This is a genomic window from Roseibium sp., from assembly GCF_039982295.1.
GTDB lineage: Bacteria > Pseudomonadota > Alphaproteobacteria > Rhizobiales > Stappiaceae > Roseibium.
The window spans coordinates 74,458-90,872 of the sequence record NZ_JBDWYP010000084.1 but is presented as its reverse complement, the minus strand read 5'-3'; the positions used below and the strand labels follow the sequence as shown (position 1 = coordinate 90,872).

Annotated in this window: 13 protein-coding genes; 8 read left to right on the top strand and 5 right to left on the bottom strand. The window is 60.0% G+C overall.

Features of this window, described 5'->3' with window-relative positions:
* The first annotated feature begins 216 nt into the window (after positions 1–216).
* From ABJZ52_RS18055 to ABJZ52_RS18045, 3 genes are all read left to right on the top strand, one after another.
* The gene (locus ABJZ52_RS18055) at positions 217–1,227 is read left to right on the top strand and encodes an ABC transporter substrate-binding protein (RefSeq protein ID WP_348192419.1); all 1,011 of its coding nucleotides are present in this window, start codon (positions 217–219) and stop codon (positions 1,225–1,227) included.
* A gap of 107 nt (positions 1,228–1,334) precedes the next feature.
* Complete coding sequence (locus tag ABJZ52_RS18050) at positions 1,335–2,126, top strand: ABC transporter ATP-binding protein (protein WP_348192417.1); 792 nt, start codon at positions 1,335–1,337, stop codon at positions 2,124–2,126.
* Positions 2,123–2,890 (top strand): ABC transporter permease, encoded by a 768-nt coding sequence (locus ABJZ52_RS18045; RefSeq protein WP_153771129.1) that lies wholly within the window; start codon positions 2,123–2,125, stop codon positions 2,888–2,890. The genes ABJZ52_RS18050 and ABJZ52_RS18045 overlap by 4 nt, the downstream gene beginning before the upstream one ends.
* A 76-nt stretch (positions 2,891–2,966) precedes the next feature.
* Here ABJZ52_RS18045 and ABJZ52_RS18040 read toward each other — a convergent pair whose 3' ends face one another.
* Positions 2,967–5,495, bottom strand: a complete 2,529-nt coding sequence (locus ABJZ52_RS18040; RefSeq protein ID WP_348192414.1) for a DUF3141 domain-containing protein — start codon at positions 5,493–5,495, stop codon at positions 2,967–2,969.
* 13 nt (positions 5,496–5,508) lie between these two features.
* Complete coding sequence (locus ABJZ52_RS18035; protein ID WP_348192412.1) at positions 5,509–6,201, bottom strand: SDR family oxidoreductase; 693 nt, start codon at positions 6,199–6,201, stop codon at positions 5,509–5,511.
* A 374-nt stretch (positions 6,202–6,575) separates the two neighbouring features.
* Here ABJZ52_RS18035 and ABJZ52_RS18030 point away from each other — a divergent pair, with 374 nt between their 5' ends.
* Positions 6,576–7,226: a pyridoxamine 5'-phosphate oxidase family protein gene (locus ABJZ52_RS18030; RefSeq protein WP_348192409.1), complete on the top strand. Its 651-nt coding sequence runs from the start codon at positions 6,576–6,578 to the stop codon at positions 7,224–7,226.
* A 46-nt stretch (positions 7,227–7,272) separates the two neighbouring features.
* On the opposite strand, the gene ABJZ52_RS18025 is transcribed toward ABJZ52_RS18030, so the two are convergent.
* The gene (locus ABJZ52_RS18025; RefSeq protein WP_348192406.1) at positions 7,273–8,193 is read right to left on the bottom strand and encodes an alpha/beta hydrolase; all 921 of its coding nucleotides are present in this window, start codon (positions 8,191–8,193) and stop codon (positions 7,273–7,275) included.
* Positions 8,194–8,521: 328 nt separating this feature from the next.
* Between ABJZ52_RS18025 and ABJZ52_RS18020 the strand changes: the two genes are divergently transcribed.
* On the top strand, positions 8,522–9,226 hold the full coding sequence (locus tag ABJZ52_RS18020; protein ID WP_348192403.1) for a ParA family protein: 705 nt from the start codon (positions 8,522–8,524) through the stop codon (positions 9,224–9,226).
* A gap of 84 nt (positions 9,227–9,310) precedes the next feature.
* On the opposite strand, the gene ABJZ52_RS18015 is transcribed toward ABJZ52_RS18020, so the two are convergent.
* A complete protein-coding gene (locus tag ABJZ52_RS18015) occupies positions 9,311–10,813 on the bottom strand; it encodes an aldehyde dehydrogenase family protein (RefSeq protein WP_348192400.1) in 1,503 nt (500 codons plus the stop codon).
* A 283-nt stretch (positions 10,814–11,096) separates the two neighbouring features.
* Here ABJZ52_RS18015 and ABJZ52_RS18010 point away from each other — a divergent pair, with 283 nt between their 5' ends.
* The 3 genes from ABJZ52_RS18010 (at position 11,097) to ABJZ52_RS18000 (ending at position 14,291) form a co-directional block, all read left to right on the top strand.
* The gene (locus tag ABJZ52_RS18010; protein ID WP_348192397.1) at positions 11,097–11,618 is read left to right on the top strand and encodes an isoprenylcysteine carboxylmethyltransferase family protein; all 522 of its coding nucleotides are present in this window, start codon (positions 11,097–11,099) and stop codon (positions 11,616–11,618) included.
* Between the two features lie 202 nt (positions 11,619–11,820).
* A complete protein-coding gene (locus tag ABJZ52_RS18005) occupies positions 11,821–13,407 on the top strand; it encodes a peptide chain release factor 3 (protein WP_348192394.1) in 1,587 nt (528 codons plus the stop codon).
* Between the two features lie 230 nt (positions 13,408–13,637).
* Positions 13,638–14,291, top strand: a complete 654-nt coding sequence (locus ABJZ52_RS18000) for a class I SAM-dependent methyltransferase (RefSeq protein ID WP_348192392.1) — start codon at positions 13,638–13,640, stop codon at positions 14,289–14,291.
* A gap of 1,443 nt (positions 14,292–15,734) precedes the next feature.
* Here the strand turns inward: ABJZ52_RS18000 and ABJZ52_RS17995 are convergent.
* Positions 15,735–16,397 carry an FAD-binding oxidoreductase gene (locus ABJZ52_RS17995; RefSeq protein WP_348192389.1) on the bottom strand — a complete coding sequence of 221 codons (663 nt, stop codon included), beginning with the start codon at positions 16,395–16,397 and terminating at the stop codon, positions 15,735–15,737.
* Positions 16,398–16,415 lie beyond the last annotated feature (18 nt).

The following is a 16,415-nucleotide window of genomic DNA, read 5'->3' as shown; positions in this document are numbered from 1 at the left end:
AATAGCGGAGCTACAGGCTGATTTTCCGTCAATGCGCGAAAACGGGCTCGATCAAAGCCCCAAGGTTTCATGGCCTTATATCCATTTAAATTGGCATTGCTCAATTGATGAGCAGTGGTATGGTGATTTTGTGGGCGGCTGGAAAACGTGTTTGCTTTTTGAGCAATTGCCTCTCAGAAATTGAAACCAACAGTAATCCAACCAAGGGGCAATTTCATGCGTCGTATTCTGGGCATGGCCGCAGCCATCGCTATGTCGGCAACCTCCGCGCTGGCGGCAACGGACATCAAGTTCACTCTGGACTGGAAATTCGAAGGCCCGGCAGCTCCCTTCTTTATCGCGCTCGACAAGGGCTATTTCGCTGACGAAGGTCTGAACGTCACGATCGACACCGGTGCCGGATCGCGTGAATCCATTCCCCGGGTTGCGACCGGAACCTACCAGATGGGTTTTGGTGACATCAACGCGCTGATCAAGCTCATGGACGATCAGCCGGATCTTGGCGTCAAGGCTGTCATGATGGCCTACGAGCGTCCGCCGTTCGCCGTTATCGGCCGCAAGAGCCTCGGCATCACCGATGATCCCAAGTCCCTGGAAGGCAAGACGCTTGGTGCTCCCCCGCCCGATGCTGCCTTCGGTCAGTGGCCGGCCTTCGCCCAGGAAGCGGGTCTCGACACATCCAAGATCACCATCGAAAACGTCGGCTTCCCCGTGCGCGAGCCGATGCTGGCTCAGGGCAAGGTTGACGCCATCTTCGGCTATTCCTTCTCTTCCGTCCTGAACCTAAAGGCCCAGGGCATTGCCGACGACGAGATCGTTACCCTGCTGATGGCTGAAAACGGTCTCGACATGTATGGCAACGTCGTCATGGTCAACACCGCTTTCGCCGAGGAAAACCCGGATGCGGTCAAGGGCTTCATCAAGGCCTTGATAAAGGGATATCTGGAAGCCATCGCGGATCCGGCAGCTGCTGTTCCCTTCGTGCTTGAGCACAATGAAGTTCTCGACAAGGACCTTGAGACTGCTCGTCTTCAGATGGCTGTCGAGGGCTCGATCGCAACTCCGGCGGCCAAGGCCAACGGTTTCGGTGGCGTCGACATGGACAAGCTCGCCAAGTCCATGGAGTTCCTGAAGATCTCCATGGGTGTCAGCGACACGCCGCCAGCACCGGCAAAGGTCTTTGATCCGAGCTACCTGCCGCCTGCAGAAGAGCGCATGATCAAGTAATCGGCCCGTCGGGATATCGACAGACTTGCCGGATCGGGCCATGTGCCCGGTCCGGCACACAAGATGAATGCGATAAAAGGCGGCAAAGCCGTCATAAGGACATTTGAGTGACCGGATTTGTTGAACTGAGAGATGTCCGGCTGACCTATGGTGGGAAAGCGGATGGAACGCTGGCCCTCGACGGGCTCAGCATGAGTGTCAAGAAGGGCGAATTTGCTGCGGTTGTCGGACCATCCGGCTGCGGCAAGTCCACCTTGATGAAGCTGGCGACGGGGCTGATCAATCCCCAGTCTGGAACCGTGGAAGTCGCTAACAAGGAAGTTGCCGGCCCCGTGTCCATTGCTGGCATGGCCTTCCAGAACCCGTCCATGCTGCCCTGGCGCACGACGCTAGAGAACGTCATGCTGCCGCTCGAAATCGTTCAGCCGCATCGCTCGAAACTCAAGTCTGAAAAGAAGGCCTACGTGGAAAAGGCCGAGGCTCTTCTGGAACTCGTCGGACTGAAAGGCTTCGGCGACAAGTTTCCCTGGCAGCTGTCTGGCGGCATGCAGCAACGCGCCAATCTTTGCCGGGCTCTGGTGCACGATCCAGCACTCCTGATGCTCGACGAACCGTTCGGGGCACTCGATGCCTTCACCCGGGAAGAGCTCTGGCAGGTGATGCGCGATCTGCACGGCGAAAAGCAATTCACCGTGGTTCTTGTGACCCATGACCTGCGTGAAGCGGTGTATCTCGCCGACCGTGTTTTCGTCATGAGTGCGCGTCCGGGCAAGATGATCAATGAGCGTCATGTCGAATTTGCCCGTCCGAGGCCCATCGATCTGACCTATGAAGCTGCCTTCAACGACATCGTCCACGAATTGCGTGGCCAGATAGCTGATGCGAGGGCTGCAGCATGACCAACGAACGCTGGATCAAGGCAGCTCCCTGGCTGTGGTCAATCGGCCTTTTTGTGGTTTGGGAAGCGGCGGTTCATATCTTCGAGTTTCCGGTCTATATCCTGCCCGCGCCGAGTGACATCTGGGGTGCCATTGTCAAATACTGGTCGCCGATCTGGAAAAACTCGCTCCAGACCATGTTCACCACCGTGCTCGGCTTCCTGCTGGCCGTTGTTGGCGGGCTGGCACTTGGACTTGCCATCGGCTGGAGCCGGGCCATCTATGCCGGGCTTTATCCGCTGATGATCGGCTTCAACTCGGTGCCGAAAGTGGCGGTCGTACCGATCCTGGTGATCTGGTTCGGCATCGGCACGGTACCTGCCGTGCTCACGGCCTTTCTCATCGCCTTCTTTCCGATTGTCGTGAATGTGGCCACCGGCCTTGCCACGATCGAGCCGGAGATGGAGGACGTCCTGAGAGCGCTGGGCGCCAAGAAGATGGACATCATGCTGAAAGTCGGGATCCCCCGCTCGATGCCGTATTTCTTCGGCTCTCTGAAGGTGGCGATCACCCTGGCTTTCGTCGGATCCGTCATTTCCGAGACGGTCGCAGCGAACTCCGGCATCGGCCACATGATGCTGTCGGCTCAGTCGCAGTTCAACGTGCCACTGGTCTGGGCCGGGCTCTTCGCCCTCGCTGTGCTCGGCATCGTCATGTATGCGATCATGGCCTGGCTGGAAATGCGCATGACCGGGTGGGCGCACCGCTCCGGCAATCGTCCGTAAACGTCGAGGCGTCTCGCTGGCGCCCATATCTGGAATTGAAAAAGGGCGGCCAGGTGCCGCCCTTTTTGTTTTGCAATCAGTCAGCAGCCGGCGTCGTTTTCCGTGCCGCAGGGCGTTTGGTGCTGGTCCTGCGCCGCGCTGTTACCGCTTTTGGCTTGGCTGGCTTGTCGGAGAACTCCCGCTCATCATTGTCAGGTGAGGCATCGATCAGGCCTTTGACAGCAAGCGGGTCTTCGGTGATGTCTTCGGTCAGGGGCGGCAGATCGAGAACCTCGCGGAACCGTTGCAGCATGTCCAGCGTATGCGGGGCCATTTCGTCGATGGCTCCGGGTACATATTGCACCACCTCTGCGGCCAGCCTTCGCTCTTCCTCGGTCTTGAGCAGCTTCGGCAAGGTGGTGATTGCGTCCTCCGGCGAGAACTCTATGACCAGGTTCTGTTCGTGAAGGATCAGCGAGCGTTCGTCGACGGTCAGCGACTTGAACGGCTCATCCTTGGTCAGCACTCTGGCCGAGCGCTCGAGGCGGTCGCGGCGGACACTGCCACGCGAATCCGCCAGAAGGATCAACATGCGGATCACCGCTTCACAGAAGCCGCCCTGCTCGATATGGCGGAGCGCGAGACGAACGGCGGGCAACGTTTTGAGTTCGTCCTTGTCCTTCAGGGTTCTGCCTGGCTGGTGTGTCCGTCCGAACCAGCGCGCATAGGGCGTTCCCCAAAGGCTGTAGAAGCTCATTTCATAGGCCGTGTCGCGAAGATCCCGGAACATGTCGAGAGACTGTTCGAACAACTCCGCTCCGATGCGCTCTGCCTGCACGAAGGGATTGTCTGCTTCCGCAGGCTGGCGCGCGGCACGGGTTCTTTCGGCAAGATCGGCAAGCGGGGCCACGACCGGGTTCTGGCTGGAGAACAAGGCTCGCTGCATGCGCAAGGGATGGGTTCGGCGCCGGAAGTCAGCGCTTTGCTCGGTGACGAAGGCCTGAACGAAGGGGCGCACGGCCACGTCATAGATCTCTGCCTGATGTTCCGAGTGACGCGCAACAGCTGCAAAGGGCACCTCGTCGGCGCGGCCATCGTCCAGCTCGGCAATGTCTTCCATCTTGCGTTCGTGGAAACTGACCGTGAACGTGCGCTCCGCCAGCGGGCCTTCGAAGTCATCGATCTTCATCTCGTAGAGACCAGGTGCCAGCGCCTCGATTGTCTTCAGCGTGGAGGTGACTTCCGTATGCTCCTTGCGGGCGATCTTGGAGGAGACAAAGATGCCCAGATGCCCGACCTGTTCGTGCACCATGTAGACAATGCGCTGCCCGCGGATCGCGATTTCGCGCTCGTCCGTATAGGTGTCGATGATCCAGTTCAGGGCCTGTTGCGGCGGGGTGATGTTGTCGCCGTGGCTGGCAAAGACGATGATCGGGGAACGGATGGCCTTGAGGTCCACATGGCGCCCGGTTTCCAGGTTCGCCTCGTTCTTGGAAAGCCGGTTGCCGACGAACAATTGTTCGACGATCCAGCGCATTTCCGCTTCGTTGAGTAGGAAGTATCCGCCCCACCAGCGTTCGAACTCCAGGAAACGTTCCGGTTCCGTGTCTGCCTTTGCGTAGAGGTCGAAATACTTGCCGAAGAAATTCCGCGACGGGTTCAGCATTTCGAAATTCTGCACGATGTCCGCGCCATCAAAGACCCCGTGGCCGAGATCGGAGTAGAACATTGCGTTGCTCGTGCCGCCCAGGATGCCACCATTGTAGCGCATCGGGTTTTCGCCAACCCGGCCCGCCCAGGTCTGGACCGGAGCGCCATTGAGCAGGATCGGGCCGGTCAGGTCCGGGTTCATGGCCGCCAGCAGCAAGGTCGCCCAGCCGCCCTGGCAATTGCCGGTGATGATCGGGTGCGCAGCGTCCGGATGCAGTTCCATGACCTTGCGCACAAAGGCCGCTTCCGCGCGCGTGACATCGGCCAGTGTCTGGCCTTTTTCCGGCATCCGTCGGAAGCTGACGAAATAGACAGGGTGGCCGTCGTGCATGGCAACCCCGACCTGGCTGTCCGGCTTGAACCCTCCGATTCCTGCGCCATGGCCGGCACGAGGGTCGATAATGATGTAGGGGCGCTTCCAGGATTTGACCTCGACGCCTTCCGGCGGAAGGATCTTCAACAGCATGTAGTTGCAGGGACGCGGCAGGTCCTTGCCGTCGACGGTCACCTCATAGTCGTAGATGAGGACAGGGGGGCAATCTGCTTCTTCATGTTCGATGAAGTTGTCGCCGCGCCGCCGCAGGGTGTCGAGGGTCAGGACCATGCGCTGGGCGCTGTCGGTGAGGTAAGTCTGCCAGGCATCGAACAGCCCGCCGGCTTCCGGCTTGTCGTTGAACGACTGCGTGACCTCGGTCATCTGGGCGAAACTCTTGCGGGTCCGTGCGCCATGGGTCGCGGAAATGTTGTCCAGATGCTTGGACAGGCCGCGGAGCATCATCTCGCTCGTGGCCGATATCTCGGAGAACTGTGCCTGATAGGCGGTCATCCGGTCGCTGGGCGACCAGGCCGTGGCATCGGTAAGCCGTTTTAGAAGTTCGTTCTGGCCTGCTTGCAGGGCGTCGAAGATGTCCTTCATCTTGGTCTTCCTCTTATCCGATGATGCTGTAACCGCCGTCGATGGGATGGATCCCGCCGGTCACATTTGCTGCCTCGCGGCTGGCAAGGAACGCGGCATAGGCACCGACGTCCTCGATAGTGGCTAGGTGATGGGTGGGCGCGCGCTCAGCTGCGTCATTCAACAGAGTGTCAAACGCATCGATGCCGGAGGCCGCGCGGGTCTGAAGCGGGCCGGGCGACAGCGCGTGCACGGAAATGCCTTTCGGCCCCAGTTCCGCCGCTGCATAGCGCGTCGCCGCCTCGAGAGCGGCTTTCACCGGGCCCATGATGTTGTAATGCTCGACAACCCTTTGTGCGCCCATGAAGGAGACGGTCATGCAGGTGCCGCCATTTGGCATCAGGGGCTCGGCGCGCCGGATCAGCCGCAGGAACGAATGCACTGAAATGTCCATGGCAAGGCCAAAGCCTTCGGCTGAGCAATCGACGACACGGCCATGCAGATCATCCTTCAGGGAGAAGGCAATGGAATGCACCAGCGTGTCGAGCTTGCCCCACCGTTCCGTGATTTGGCCAAAGAGCGCGTCGGCATCGGCCTCGCTGCGCACGTCCAAAGGCGCGATGATCTCAGCGCCCTGTGCCTTCAGCGCTTTGGCACAGCCCCAGGCGATGGATTGGTCATTGGCCACACCCACAACGAGGGCTTTCTGGCCGGTCAGATCGAACATCGGCAGCTCCCGGCTTCCCTCCGGCGGCGCCGAAGGTCTTTCCAGGAGTTATATTGCGCTGCAATATTGTCTTTATGAAGGTCTGAAGTCTTTTTGCAGGGTCGGTAGTGCTACGGATAGGAGAAAGCCTAATGGGTAGAGGCGTAGAATGAACGCCCAGCGTTTCGCTGAACATTGACAGTTTATCAATAGATGAGGTGCGTACCTCAAATATGGGTGACTGACCTTTTTCAAGTGCTGCAGCACGACTGATTGCAGCTGAGCGTCGAGAATCCTGGGTCCGCTGGCTCGAGGGCCTGAACAGAGCCGATAAGAAACCGGGATGTGCGAGTGCAGCAACGTCGCCAGCGTTACTTTCGGGGAAGGGGGAGAGCATGACGGAATTCGAAATCAAGCCGGAATTCACGGTCACAGACGAGCAAGCGCTTCGAAGTTTGTTTGGCCCCACGCACGAGCTGGCTCTTCAGAAGTGTCAAACCTCGCTCGACAAACATGCGCAAGCTTTTATCGGACGTTCGCCATTTCTGTGTATCGGCACCCAAGGAGCCGAGGGAAAGGCTGATGTCAGCCCACGCGGAGACCCGGTCGGCTTTGTCAAAATCCTTGACCAACATACGATCGCCATACCTGAGCGGCCCGGCAACAACCGTCTCGACAGTTTGGTCAATATCCTGTCGAACCCGAGCGTTGGCCTATTCTTTATAATACCCGGATTTGATGACACTTTGCGTGTGAACGGCCAGGCCAGCCTGTCGACTGACCCGGAAGTCCTTCAAGATATGCGTGTGAATGGCCGCGATGCCAAGCTGGCGATTGTGGTCACGGTGGACACAGTGTTCCTGCATTGTGCCAAGGCGTTTCGGCGGTCCCGGTTATGGGATCCCGAACTTTTTCAGGATCGAGGCCAGATGCCGTCTCTTATGCACATGATCTTGGATCAGTCTTCCGGTGCACCCGACAATGAGGGGGACATGCGCAAGTTGGATGAAGACCTCGAGGCAACGTACAAAAAGACGCTGTATTAGGTGCGAAGAGCAGGGTGGCGGGGAGCCGCAGTCCTGATTTGTGAAGTTATCGAGCCAGCATCCAGTTCAGCACCAGCCGCCAGTCGGTCATCCGGATCGGGGTGCCGTGGGTGCCTGTGTCAAACAGGGTGAAGCGGATCGGATAGCCCGACGCGGCCCCACGGATCTGCTTGAAGAATTTGGCCTGTGTCTCCCAATTGTAGACACTGTCGTCGCTGCCATAACCCATGTAGACCGGCACCCGGCGTGAGAGCGCACCCGAGGAGAGGAAGCCGGGATCCTTTGGCGCGCCGAGCAGCATGATGCCGCTGAGCATTGAGGCGTAGGTCCGGCTCTTCAAAAGGTTCCAGCAGATGATGCCGCCCATGGAGCCGCAAGCCACGACAACCTTCGCGCCAGGCGAAACCTGCTTCTGCTGCTGAATGAGCGCTGCAATGTCCTGGGTGCCCTTGTCACCAAAGCTGGAAAACTCGGGCGACAGATAGGCGCCGCCGTTGCGCACCATCAGGTTCTTGATGCGGTTGAAGTTGCCGCCGAAGCTGACATCGTTCATGCCCTGAAAGCGGTTGCCGCCCTGGCCGTGAATGTAGATGACGACCGCCTTGGCGCCGCCCTTGGCCTTGCCGACGCCCATGTAGCGGATCGAGCGGCCATTGGCCTGGAGCGTGTAGTCCTTCTGGCTGCGGCGCGGCTTGTAGGAGACGTAGTGGCCGAAGACTTCGCGCTCGTCGACTTTGTCCCGGTCCCGAAGGTCTCTCTGCTTGGAGTATTCGACCACCGTGAAGTCGCCGTTGAAAAGCGTCTCGGTCACCTTTGGGTAACGGAACAGCTTGTCCTTGTAAGGCGCAAGCACCTCGGCACTGACTGTGCTCGTCGCACCACTCAGCGTGGCGGCGGTCGCAAGTGCCAGGCAAAGAGCCGTGCCAGCGGCGCAAAGCAACTGTCCGAAACTGGTCTTTTGAGACATTGCGGGGTTCCCTCAAGGCGTGTCGAACAAGGTGCACGTGCATTTTCCACGAGCCTAACGTGGGCGTGCTCGCCTCGCAATCGCCCACAGATGCGGGTCAACAGGGATCTTGATCCTTTTGGAGCCGGGATGGGTGGTTTGGGCAGATCCCGAGAAACCTCGTCAATTCTCTCGAGGAGCTTTTGCCTGGAAACGCTCGACAGACTAAGCGATTGAAGCAAAACGCATTATGCAACGGTGATTAAGGGATTGGTAACCATAAACTGGAGACAATCCAAGCAACACATCGGACCAGAAGGACCGGTTGTTTGAAACCAGGAGAGACAAGATGCCAGTGATTTCCTTCGCGAATGCAAAAGGTGGAGCGGGCAAGACCACCGCGGCCCTTTTGCTGGCAACGGAAGTTGCCGATCGTGGGAAAAGCGTGACCATCTTTGATGCCGATCCGCAGAAGTGGATTTCGCATTGGGCAGACCTGCCGGGCCGTCCCGCCAAAATCGATGTGGTCAGCCAGATCACGCCCGCCTCGATCACCGAGCAAATCTTGGATGCAGGCGAGAAAGCTGACTATGTCATCGTCGATCTGGAGGGGACAGAGAACCTCGTTGTTGCCAACGCCCTGTCCGTCTCGGATCTGGTCGTGGTGCCGATCCAGGGCTCCAGCATGGATGCCAGGGGCGGGGCGAAAATCCTGTCGCTGATTGCCAAGCTGGAAAAGGTGGTCAAGCACGACATTCGCCACTGCGTGGCGCTGACCCGCACCAATGCTGCCGTCACCACGCGGGCGCTCAAGGCGGTGCAGGAGTTCCTTTCCGTCAAGGGCATTGACGTGCTGATGACCCCGATCGTGGAGCGGGCTGCCTATCGTGACCTGTTCGAATTTGGCGGCGGATTGAAGGCGCAAGACCCCAAGACCATCACCAATCTGGAAAAGGCGCGGGAAAACGCGGCCATGTTTGCCGCCGAAATCCTGGAACGCGCCGAAGTTCAGCCGCGCCGCAAGTGGTATCAGGTCTTCAAGAAGGCATCCTGATCAGCCTGAAGACAGACGTGGCAGCAGACAGGGCGACCGGGCCCTGTCTGCTGTTTTCTCTCTGCGGATCTTCGGGACCCCGCCTTAGAACGGATAGTCCCGAGGGGTCGACTGGACCGTCACCCAATGGGTGCGGGTGAATTCCTCCAGAACCCATTCGCCGTTGAAGCGGCCAAGTCCGGAGTTCTTCTCTCCGCCGAAGGGCGCTTCCGGTTCGTCCGCCACCGTGATGTCATTCACATGGGTCATGCCGGCGCGAATGCCGCGGGCAAAGGCCACTCCGCGTGCACGGTCGCCCGAGAAGACGGCGCTCGACAGGCCGAATTCCGTGTCATTGGCCAGCTCCAGCGCATGTGCCTCGTCCCGAGCCTTGAGGATCGGCAGGACGGGCCCAAAACTCTCGTCCCGTGCAATCGACCACTCCGGACGCACATCCGTAAAGACATGCGGCGGAACGACGTTGCCTTCGGTCTCACCGCTGAGCACATCGGTGGCACCGTCTTCGCGGGCCTTGCGGATTACCTCCTGAACGCTCTTGACCTGGCTGTCGTTGATGATCGGTCCGACGACGGTCTCGGGGTCCTGCGGATCTCCGACCTTCAGCGCTCTGGTCCGTTTGACGACGGCTTCCACGAAAGCATCATGAATGCTCGCGTCGACAATGGCCCGGTTGGTGCTCATGCAGATCTGGCCCTGGTGAAGAAAGCGGCCGACGACGGTCGCATGCGCGGCCTGTTCGATATCCGCATCATCAAGAACGACGATCGGTCCGTTGCCTCCCAGTTCCAGCGCAATCCGCTTGAGCCATTCGCCCCCGGTTGCCAGCTTGGCAATGTTGCGGCCGACCGGCGTCGAACCTGTAAAGGAAATCAGCTGCGGGATCTTGTGTTCGACAAAATGGTCGCCGATCTCGCGGCTCGGGCCGGTCACGACGCTCAGAAGTGCCTTGGGCAGACCTGCTTCCTCGAAAATCTTGCCGAGCAGAAGCCCACCGGTTACCGGCGTGTCACTGGCCGGCTTGAGCACGACCGCATTGCCGAGTGCCAGGGCCGGGGCGACTGAGCGCATGCTCAGGTGGAGCGGAAAGTTCCAGGGGCTGATCACGCCAATGACGCCAAGCGCCTCTCGGTAGACCCGGCTCTCTTTACCCGGAATATCTGACGGGATCAGCTTTCCTTCCGCCCGCTGCGGGAAGGTTGCGGAAGCACGCATGATGCCGATGGTCGCCTGGACTTCCATGACGGCCTTGATCACGGTGCTGCCCGATTCCGTCACCAGCCAGTTGATGATTTCCTGTCGGCGGGCCTCGACGATATCGGCTGCGCGGTCAAGCACGCTGGAACGCTCCAGGGCGGGTTTCGCAGCCCACGCCTTTTGTGCCTCTGCGGCTGCTTCATAGGCCTTGTCGACGTCATCGGCATTCGCACCGGCAATTTCCAGGAGGGTTTCACCGGTGAAGGGATTGGTATTTGCCCGCATATCGCCGGACGCGCCCTTGCGCCATTCGCCTGCAATCGGCTGCAGGTCAAAATCGGAGTAGGGCGCCGGGACCCAGTTGGAATGATCGTAAATCGTGGGAGCGTCCATGGTGGTTGCCTTCCTGGTTGTCTTTGCCTGACTGTACGGTCGCACCGGGGCATCTGGGCCCGGTGCGCGATCTTGGCTGGCAAACGGGATCAGCGGACGACAGTTCCATCGCCGCATTCAGACAAGGGGTCACGCTCTGGTGAACACCTCATGGACCAGCGGCTGTCGCCGGGCGTGCCGCCAGATCACGTCGACAAATGACAACTGCGGCGTGAACGTGTAGGGAGCGCGGGTGCTGCTTGTCGGAATTGTCAGGTAACGGGATCAGGTAGGGATGGTCTGGATGCCGAGCGTCATGATTGCTTTCGTCGCTTTGGCCATTGCCTTGCGCCTTGGTTCGCTGGCGATCTCCATGCGCAATGAAAAGCGTCTGAAACAGCAAGGCGCGGTGGAATACTGCGCGCGGACATCCGCGATCCTTGCCCTCACGCATATCACCTTTTACCTGGCAGCCATCACCGAAGGTTTCTGGCGCGCCGCACCGCTGTCGGGTGTATCCGTCCTTGGCATGGCGCTCTATGGCCTTGCCATGTGCGCCCTGGTCTGGGTGATTGTGGTGCTCGGCCGTTTCTGGACGGTCAAGGTCATTGTCGCAAGAGACCACGCGCTGGTGACGAACCGGTTTTTCAACCTGATCCGCCATCCCAATTATTTCCTCAACATCCTGCCCGAGTTGATCGGTTTCGCCCTGGCGCTCCAGGCTTGTGTCACCCTGCTCGTGGTATTGCCGGTCTGTCTTTTCGTTCTCTTCCTCCGCATTCGTCAGGAGCAAAAGGTGATGCGGGACAGGTTTCCGGAGTACTGATGTCCTGATTGCACATGTCGTTGCGGGCCGCATTGCGCCGCGATCGCATTCTTTTCTGGCCTTTTTCCCCTTGTCCTTCTATGACCTTGCGCCAACGAACCATCAATCCGAACCGCGGGCGAAGACAATGTGCGCCCGGAGTGAAAGCTCCGACGAGCGCCGTTTCCCGCGCCCCGGTTCAAGGCTTTCCGAGGAGCCCTGAATGAGCGCCAGCTACGAAAACCGCCGCACCTTTGCGATCATCTCGCACCCGGATGCCGGTAAGACAACCCTGACCGAAAAGCTGCTGCTGTCGGGCGGCGCGATCCGGGCTGCCGGTCAGGTGCGCGCCCGTGGCGAGCGTCGCCGTGCGCGCTCTGACTGGATGAAGATCGAACAGGAACGCGGCATCTCGGTGTCGTCCTCGGTCATGACCTTCGAGCGGGGCGGGGTGATCTACAACCTGCTCGACACGCCGGGCCACGAAGACTTTTCCGAAGACACCTACCGCACGCTGACGGCCGTCGATGCGGCCATCATGGTGGTCGATGCCGCCAAGGGCATCGAGGCACAGACCCGCAAGCTGTTCGAGGTCTGCCGCCTCCGGGACATTCCGATCATCACCTTCGTCAACAAGATTGACCGCGAGGGCCGCCACGCGCTGGAGATCCTCGACGAGGTGCAGGAAGCTCTGGCGCTGGACGTCTCGCCCCAGACCTGGCCGGTCGGCATGGGGTCGGATTTCTTCGGCGTCTACGACTGGCAGGCCAAGAAATTTCACACCTCCGACGGCGAGCGTGGCGGACCTTACACCCAGACGAAGGATGTTACCGGTCTGGATGATCCGATCCTGACGGAGTTTGCCTTCGACCGGATCATGGAAGAGCTTGAGGAAAATGTTGAGCTCGGCGCGGAAGGCTATGCCGCATTCGATCACGAGAGTTTTCTGGAAGGTCATCTGACGCCCGTGTTCTTCGGCTCGGCCCTGCGCGACTACGGCATCGAGGAGCTGCTCGACTTCATCGCCAGGTTCGCGCCGCCGCCCCATTCCCAGTCCGCGACCGGCGGTCGCACGATCACGCCTGACGAAAACAAGGTCACCGGTTTTGTTTTCAAGGTCCAGGCCAACATGGATCCCAAGCACCGGGACCGCATTGCCTTCTTCCGTCTGTGCTCCGGCACCTTCCGGCGGGGCATGAAGTTGAAGCACGTGCGTGCCGGCAAGCAGATCGCCGTCACGGCTCCGATCCTGTTCTTCGCAGAAGAGCGTGAGATCGCCGAAGAGGCCTTCCCGGGCGACGTCATCGGGATCCCCAACCACGGCCAGCTGCGCGTCGGTGACACGCTCACCGAGGGCGAGGACATTCACGTCACCGGTCTGCCGGCCTTTGCGCCTGAAATCCTGCGCCGCGTACGTCTGGGCGATACCATGAAGGTCAAGCAGATGCGCCAGGGTCTGCAGGATCTTGCCGAGGAAGGTTTGGTCCAGATCTTCAAGCCGGACCTTGGATCCAACTGGATCGTCGGCGTCGTCGGCGTTCTGCAGCTCGATGTTGTGGTCGACCGCTTGAAGGCGGAATATGGTGCGGAGATCGGCTTCGAACCTGTCAATGTCTCTACGGCCCGCTGGATCGAGACCGACCCGGCAACGCTGCAAAAAATGATCGAAACCCACCGCATGTCCATCGCCAATGACCGCGATGACCGGCCCGTGTTTCTGTTCAAGAACGCCTGGGAAGTCGGCTACATTGGTGAGAAATACCCTGATGTGAAGTTCCGCGAGACCCGCGAGATCGTCCATACGGCATAAGGTGAGGGCGGGTTTCCTGGCCGTTTCCATTGCGGCCGGTGAGCAAGCTGCACCACGCTTGTCCAATTATGCCCGGTCTTGCCCTTGCATGACCCCTCGGCGCTGTTAGTCTAGAGGCCTCAGCCCCTTGATGCGTTGGAAGACACTGTCTGATGTCAGACGGTGCCTTTTCGCTGCGCTTGGGCTGGTGCGCGACCAGAGACACCCAGGACACAGCCCGAGGATTTGGCATGACAAGCGACAGCAACTCAGAACCGGACGGCTTTGTCTCCCTGAAGCAGGGCATGAGCGACCCTGCAGCCATCGGGGAATACTACAACAAATGGGCGGGGTCCTATGACGAGACGCTGGCCACCTGGGACTACGCAGCGCCGGAGGAAGTGGCCGCTCTGACCGTGCCGCATCTGGCAACGGGGGCCGCCATCCTGGATGTTGGATGCGGCACCGGGTTGGTGTCAGAGGCGCTTGCGCGTCACGGCCGCTTTGACATTCATGGCATTGATCTGTCCGAAGCGTCGCTGAAACAGGCCAAGGCGCGCGGCACATATGCCAGGCTCACCTGCTACAACATGAACAACCTTCCTCTGCCGTTTGAGGATGAGGCCTTTGATGGAGCGCTTTCGGTCGGTGTTCTGACCTACATCGAGGACGCTGAACCCCTGCTGCGCGATCTGTGCCGCTGTGTCCGCTCCGGCGGCGTCATTGCCTTCACCCAGCGCACGGACCTCTGGCAAACGCGCAACTTCAGCGCCTTGCTCGAGCGACTCGTGAAGGACGGTCTTTGGACCGTGCTGCACAAGAGCGGGCCACGCAGCTACCTGCCCGGCCACGAGGACTTCACAGACGAGATCAAGGTCATCCATACGCTCTGCCAGGTCGTGTAACGAACATTGTTCGCGCTTGGGGCATTCTGACGGGGGCGCCCGCGCCGCTGAACACACCCTCTCCTTCGTCATTGTCGGGCTTGTCCCGGCAATCCAGCAAGGTTCGCCAAGCATACCGTAAGAGTGGATCCTCGGGACACGCCCGAGGATGACGGTCGAGAGTTTGGCGTGACCGGGCCGCGTTCAACGCGCCTTCCAGGACGAGCTCTCCCTGAATGACACAACAGCCAAAGGCTAACCCTCTCATCCCCTCCGTCATGCCATGGCTTGACCATGGCATCCATGCCGTGACCTTGCCACGCAGAACCACTTCGATCTGGAGTGCTGGAACGGCATGGATTGTAGGATCAGGTCCTGCAATGACGGCGGGGAGGTATGGTGGACAATTGTGAAGTTTCAGATGCCCGCATGTCCCCCCGAACCGCCGACGGTCATCCCCGCCCTGTGCGGGGATCCAAGCCACATAGCTGCCAGCCGGACGTTTGCGACCAGGCCGGAAACTGCCGCGCGTTCTCTGCTTTGATTCCAGCGCCTCGGGCACCAATCGATCCCCGCAAAAGGCGGGGACGACGGCCGAGAGAATGGTGCAGCCTTGCGGCTGAACAGACCTCCGCGTTCGTCATTGTCGGGCTTGTCCCGGCAATCCAGGAAGGTTCGCCACGGATACCGTAAGAGTGGATCCTCGGGACACGCCCGAGGATGACGGCGGTGGGTGTGGTAGGGCCTTCGCCAATTGCGTCTGCCACCACGCGCGCTCTCTTCCCGAGTGACATCAGAGCCAAGACGAAGCCCCTTCCCACACTCCGTCATGCCATGGCTTGACCATGGCATCCATGCCGTGACCTTGCCACGCAGGACCACCTCGATCTGGAGACACGAAACGGCATGGATTGCAGGATCAGGTCCTGCAATGACGGCTGAGCGTTGAACAGACCTTATCCCTCATTTCGGTGGGGATAGGCCCCTCTCAAGGCATTGAAAACACAGCCACAGCCTATGACTAGCCGAAACTTATCCTCACCCTCGGAACCTGTCGTATCATCCATGGTGTTCCTGCCATCACGGGGCCGAGTGCGGACCGTCCGTTCGCGGTGGCGGGGACCGGGTTTCGAGGATGAGGGCGGGTGTAACGGACCAGCCCCTATCCGGTGACTGGCAGCCTGGGTTTGCAGCGGGGAGTGACGCCGCTTCTTTCAGGCGCGTCTCGTATCTGGCAAACCGGAGGACGCTCTACGTCCGGCGCGCAGAAAAGAGAAAGGCGCACGTTCAGTCATTTGGGACACGAAGCTTGGGCAGGCGTGACGGCCTTGCACATCCCACATTCCCAATACCGCCCGGCAAGTCCGGAGCGCCTGCCATCCCGTTTCTAACGGGAAACAGAACAGCCAAAACGCCGGGGAGACATCCTGCGGCGGGATTGGTGCTGGCCGAACGGGAAAGAACTCAGTCGCTCAGGTCAACCGCGTCTGCTTCGACCCCAAGGTCGGACAAGGCCGTCTGGACCGCATCCATCATGGGTGGCGGACCGCAGAGGTAAAAGCGCTGGTCGAGATCATCGACGACGGAGCGGATCAACTCGGCATTTACATGGCCGTGACGCATGCCCGGCTGGCGCTCCTGCGACAGGACGTGGGTGACGGTCAAACCGCTCATGGCCTCTAGCTCGTCCCGGCAGATGATGTCGTGGGCGCAGCTGTTCGCAAAGATCAGGTGGTAGCCGGCCAAGCGGCCTTTCCGGTCCAGGTCGCGCAGGATCGCCAGGAAGGGCGTGATACCCGCGCCGCCGGCGATGAAAACGCCTCTGCCCTCGTCGCGGAAGGTCTTGAAGGGGGCGTCGATCAGAACCGTGTCGCCGACCTTCAGGTCGTGCAGGCGCGTGGTCACGCCATCATGGGCTGGGTAGCCCTTGATGGTGAATTCGAGCGCAGCGTCATCCGGTCCGGAGGTCATGGTGAAGGGGCGTTTTTCGTCGCGCCATCCCTCCATGTCGAGCGCCAGTTCGGTGGCATCGCCCACCTGATAATCGAATTCCGCCGGTCGTTTGAAGCGGAAGCGCTTGACGTCATGGGTCACCGGATCGCACGCAAGCAGGGTCGTCTTGTGCATGGCTCGTCTCCTTGTCTT

Bases quoted from the DNA above. Each gene is read 5' to 3' on its own strand.
- ABJZ52_RS18015 (WP_348192400.1), bottom strand. From the start codon at position 10,813: ATGGACGCTCCCACGATTTACGATCATTCCAACTGGGTCCCGGCGCCC.
- ABJZ52_RS18045 (WP_153771129.1), top strand. From the start codon at position 2,123: ATGACCAACGAACGCTGGATCAAGGCAGCTCCCTGGCTGTGGTCAATC.
- ABJZ52_RS18005 (WP_348192394.1), top strand. From the start codon at position 11,821: ATGAGCGCCAGCTACGAAAACCGCCGCACCTTTGCGATCATCTCGCAC.
- ABJZ52_RS18030 (WP_348192409.1), top strand. From the start codon at position 6,576: ATGACGGAATTCGAAATCAAGCCGGAATTCACGGTCACAGACGAGCAA.
- ABJZ52_RS18055 (WP_348192419.1), top strand. From the start codon at position 217: ATGCGTCGTATTCTGGGCATGGCCGCAGCCATCGCTATGTCGGCAACC.
- ABJZ52_RS18010 (WP_348192397.1), top strand. From the start codon at position 11,097: ATGCCGAGCGTCATGATTGCTTTCGTCGCTTTGGCCATTGCCTTGCGC.
- ABJZ52_RS18000 (WP_348192392.1), top strand. From the start codon at position 13,638: ATGACAAGCGACAGCAACTCAGAACCGGACGGCTTTGTCTCCCTGAAG.
- ABJZ52_RS18025 (WP_348192406.1), bottom strand. From the start codon at position 8,193: ATGTCTCAAAAGACCAGTTTCGGACAGTTGCTTTGCGCCGCTGGCACG.
- ABJZ52_RS18020 (WP_348192403.1), top strand. From the start codon at position 8,522: ATGCCAGTGATTTCCTTCGCGAATGCAAAAGGTGGAGCGGGCAAGACC.
- ABJZ52_RS18035 (WP_348192412.1), bottom strand. From the start codon at position 6,201: ATGTTCGATCTGACCGGCCAGAAAGCCCTCGTTGTGGGTGTGGCCAAT.
- ABJZ52_RS17995 (WP_348192389.1), bottom strand. From the start codon at position 16,397: ATGCACAAGACGACCCTGCTTGCGTGCGATCCGGTGACCCATGACGTC.
- ABJZ52_RS18040 (WP_348192414.1), bottom strand. From the start codon at position 5,495: ATGAAGGACATCTTCGACGCCCTGCAAGCAGGCCAGAACGAACTTCTA.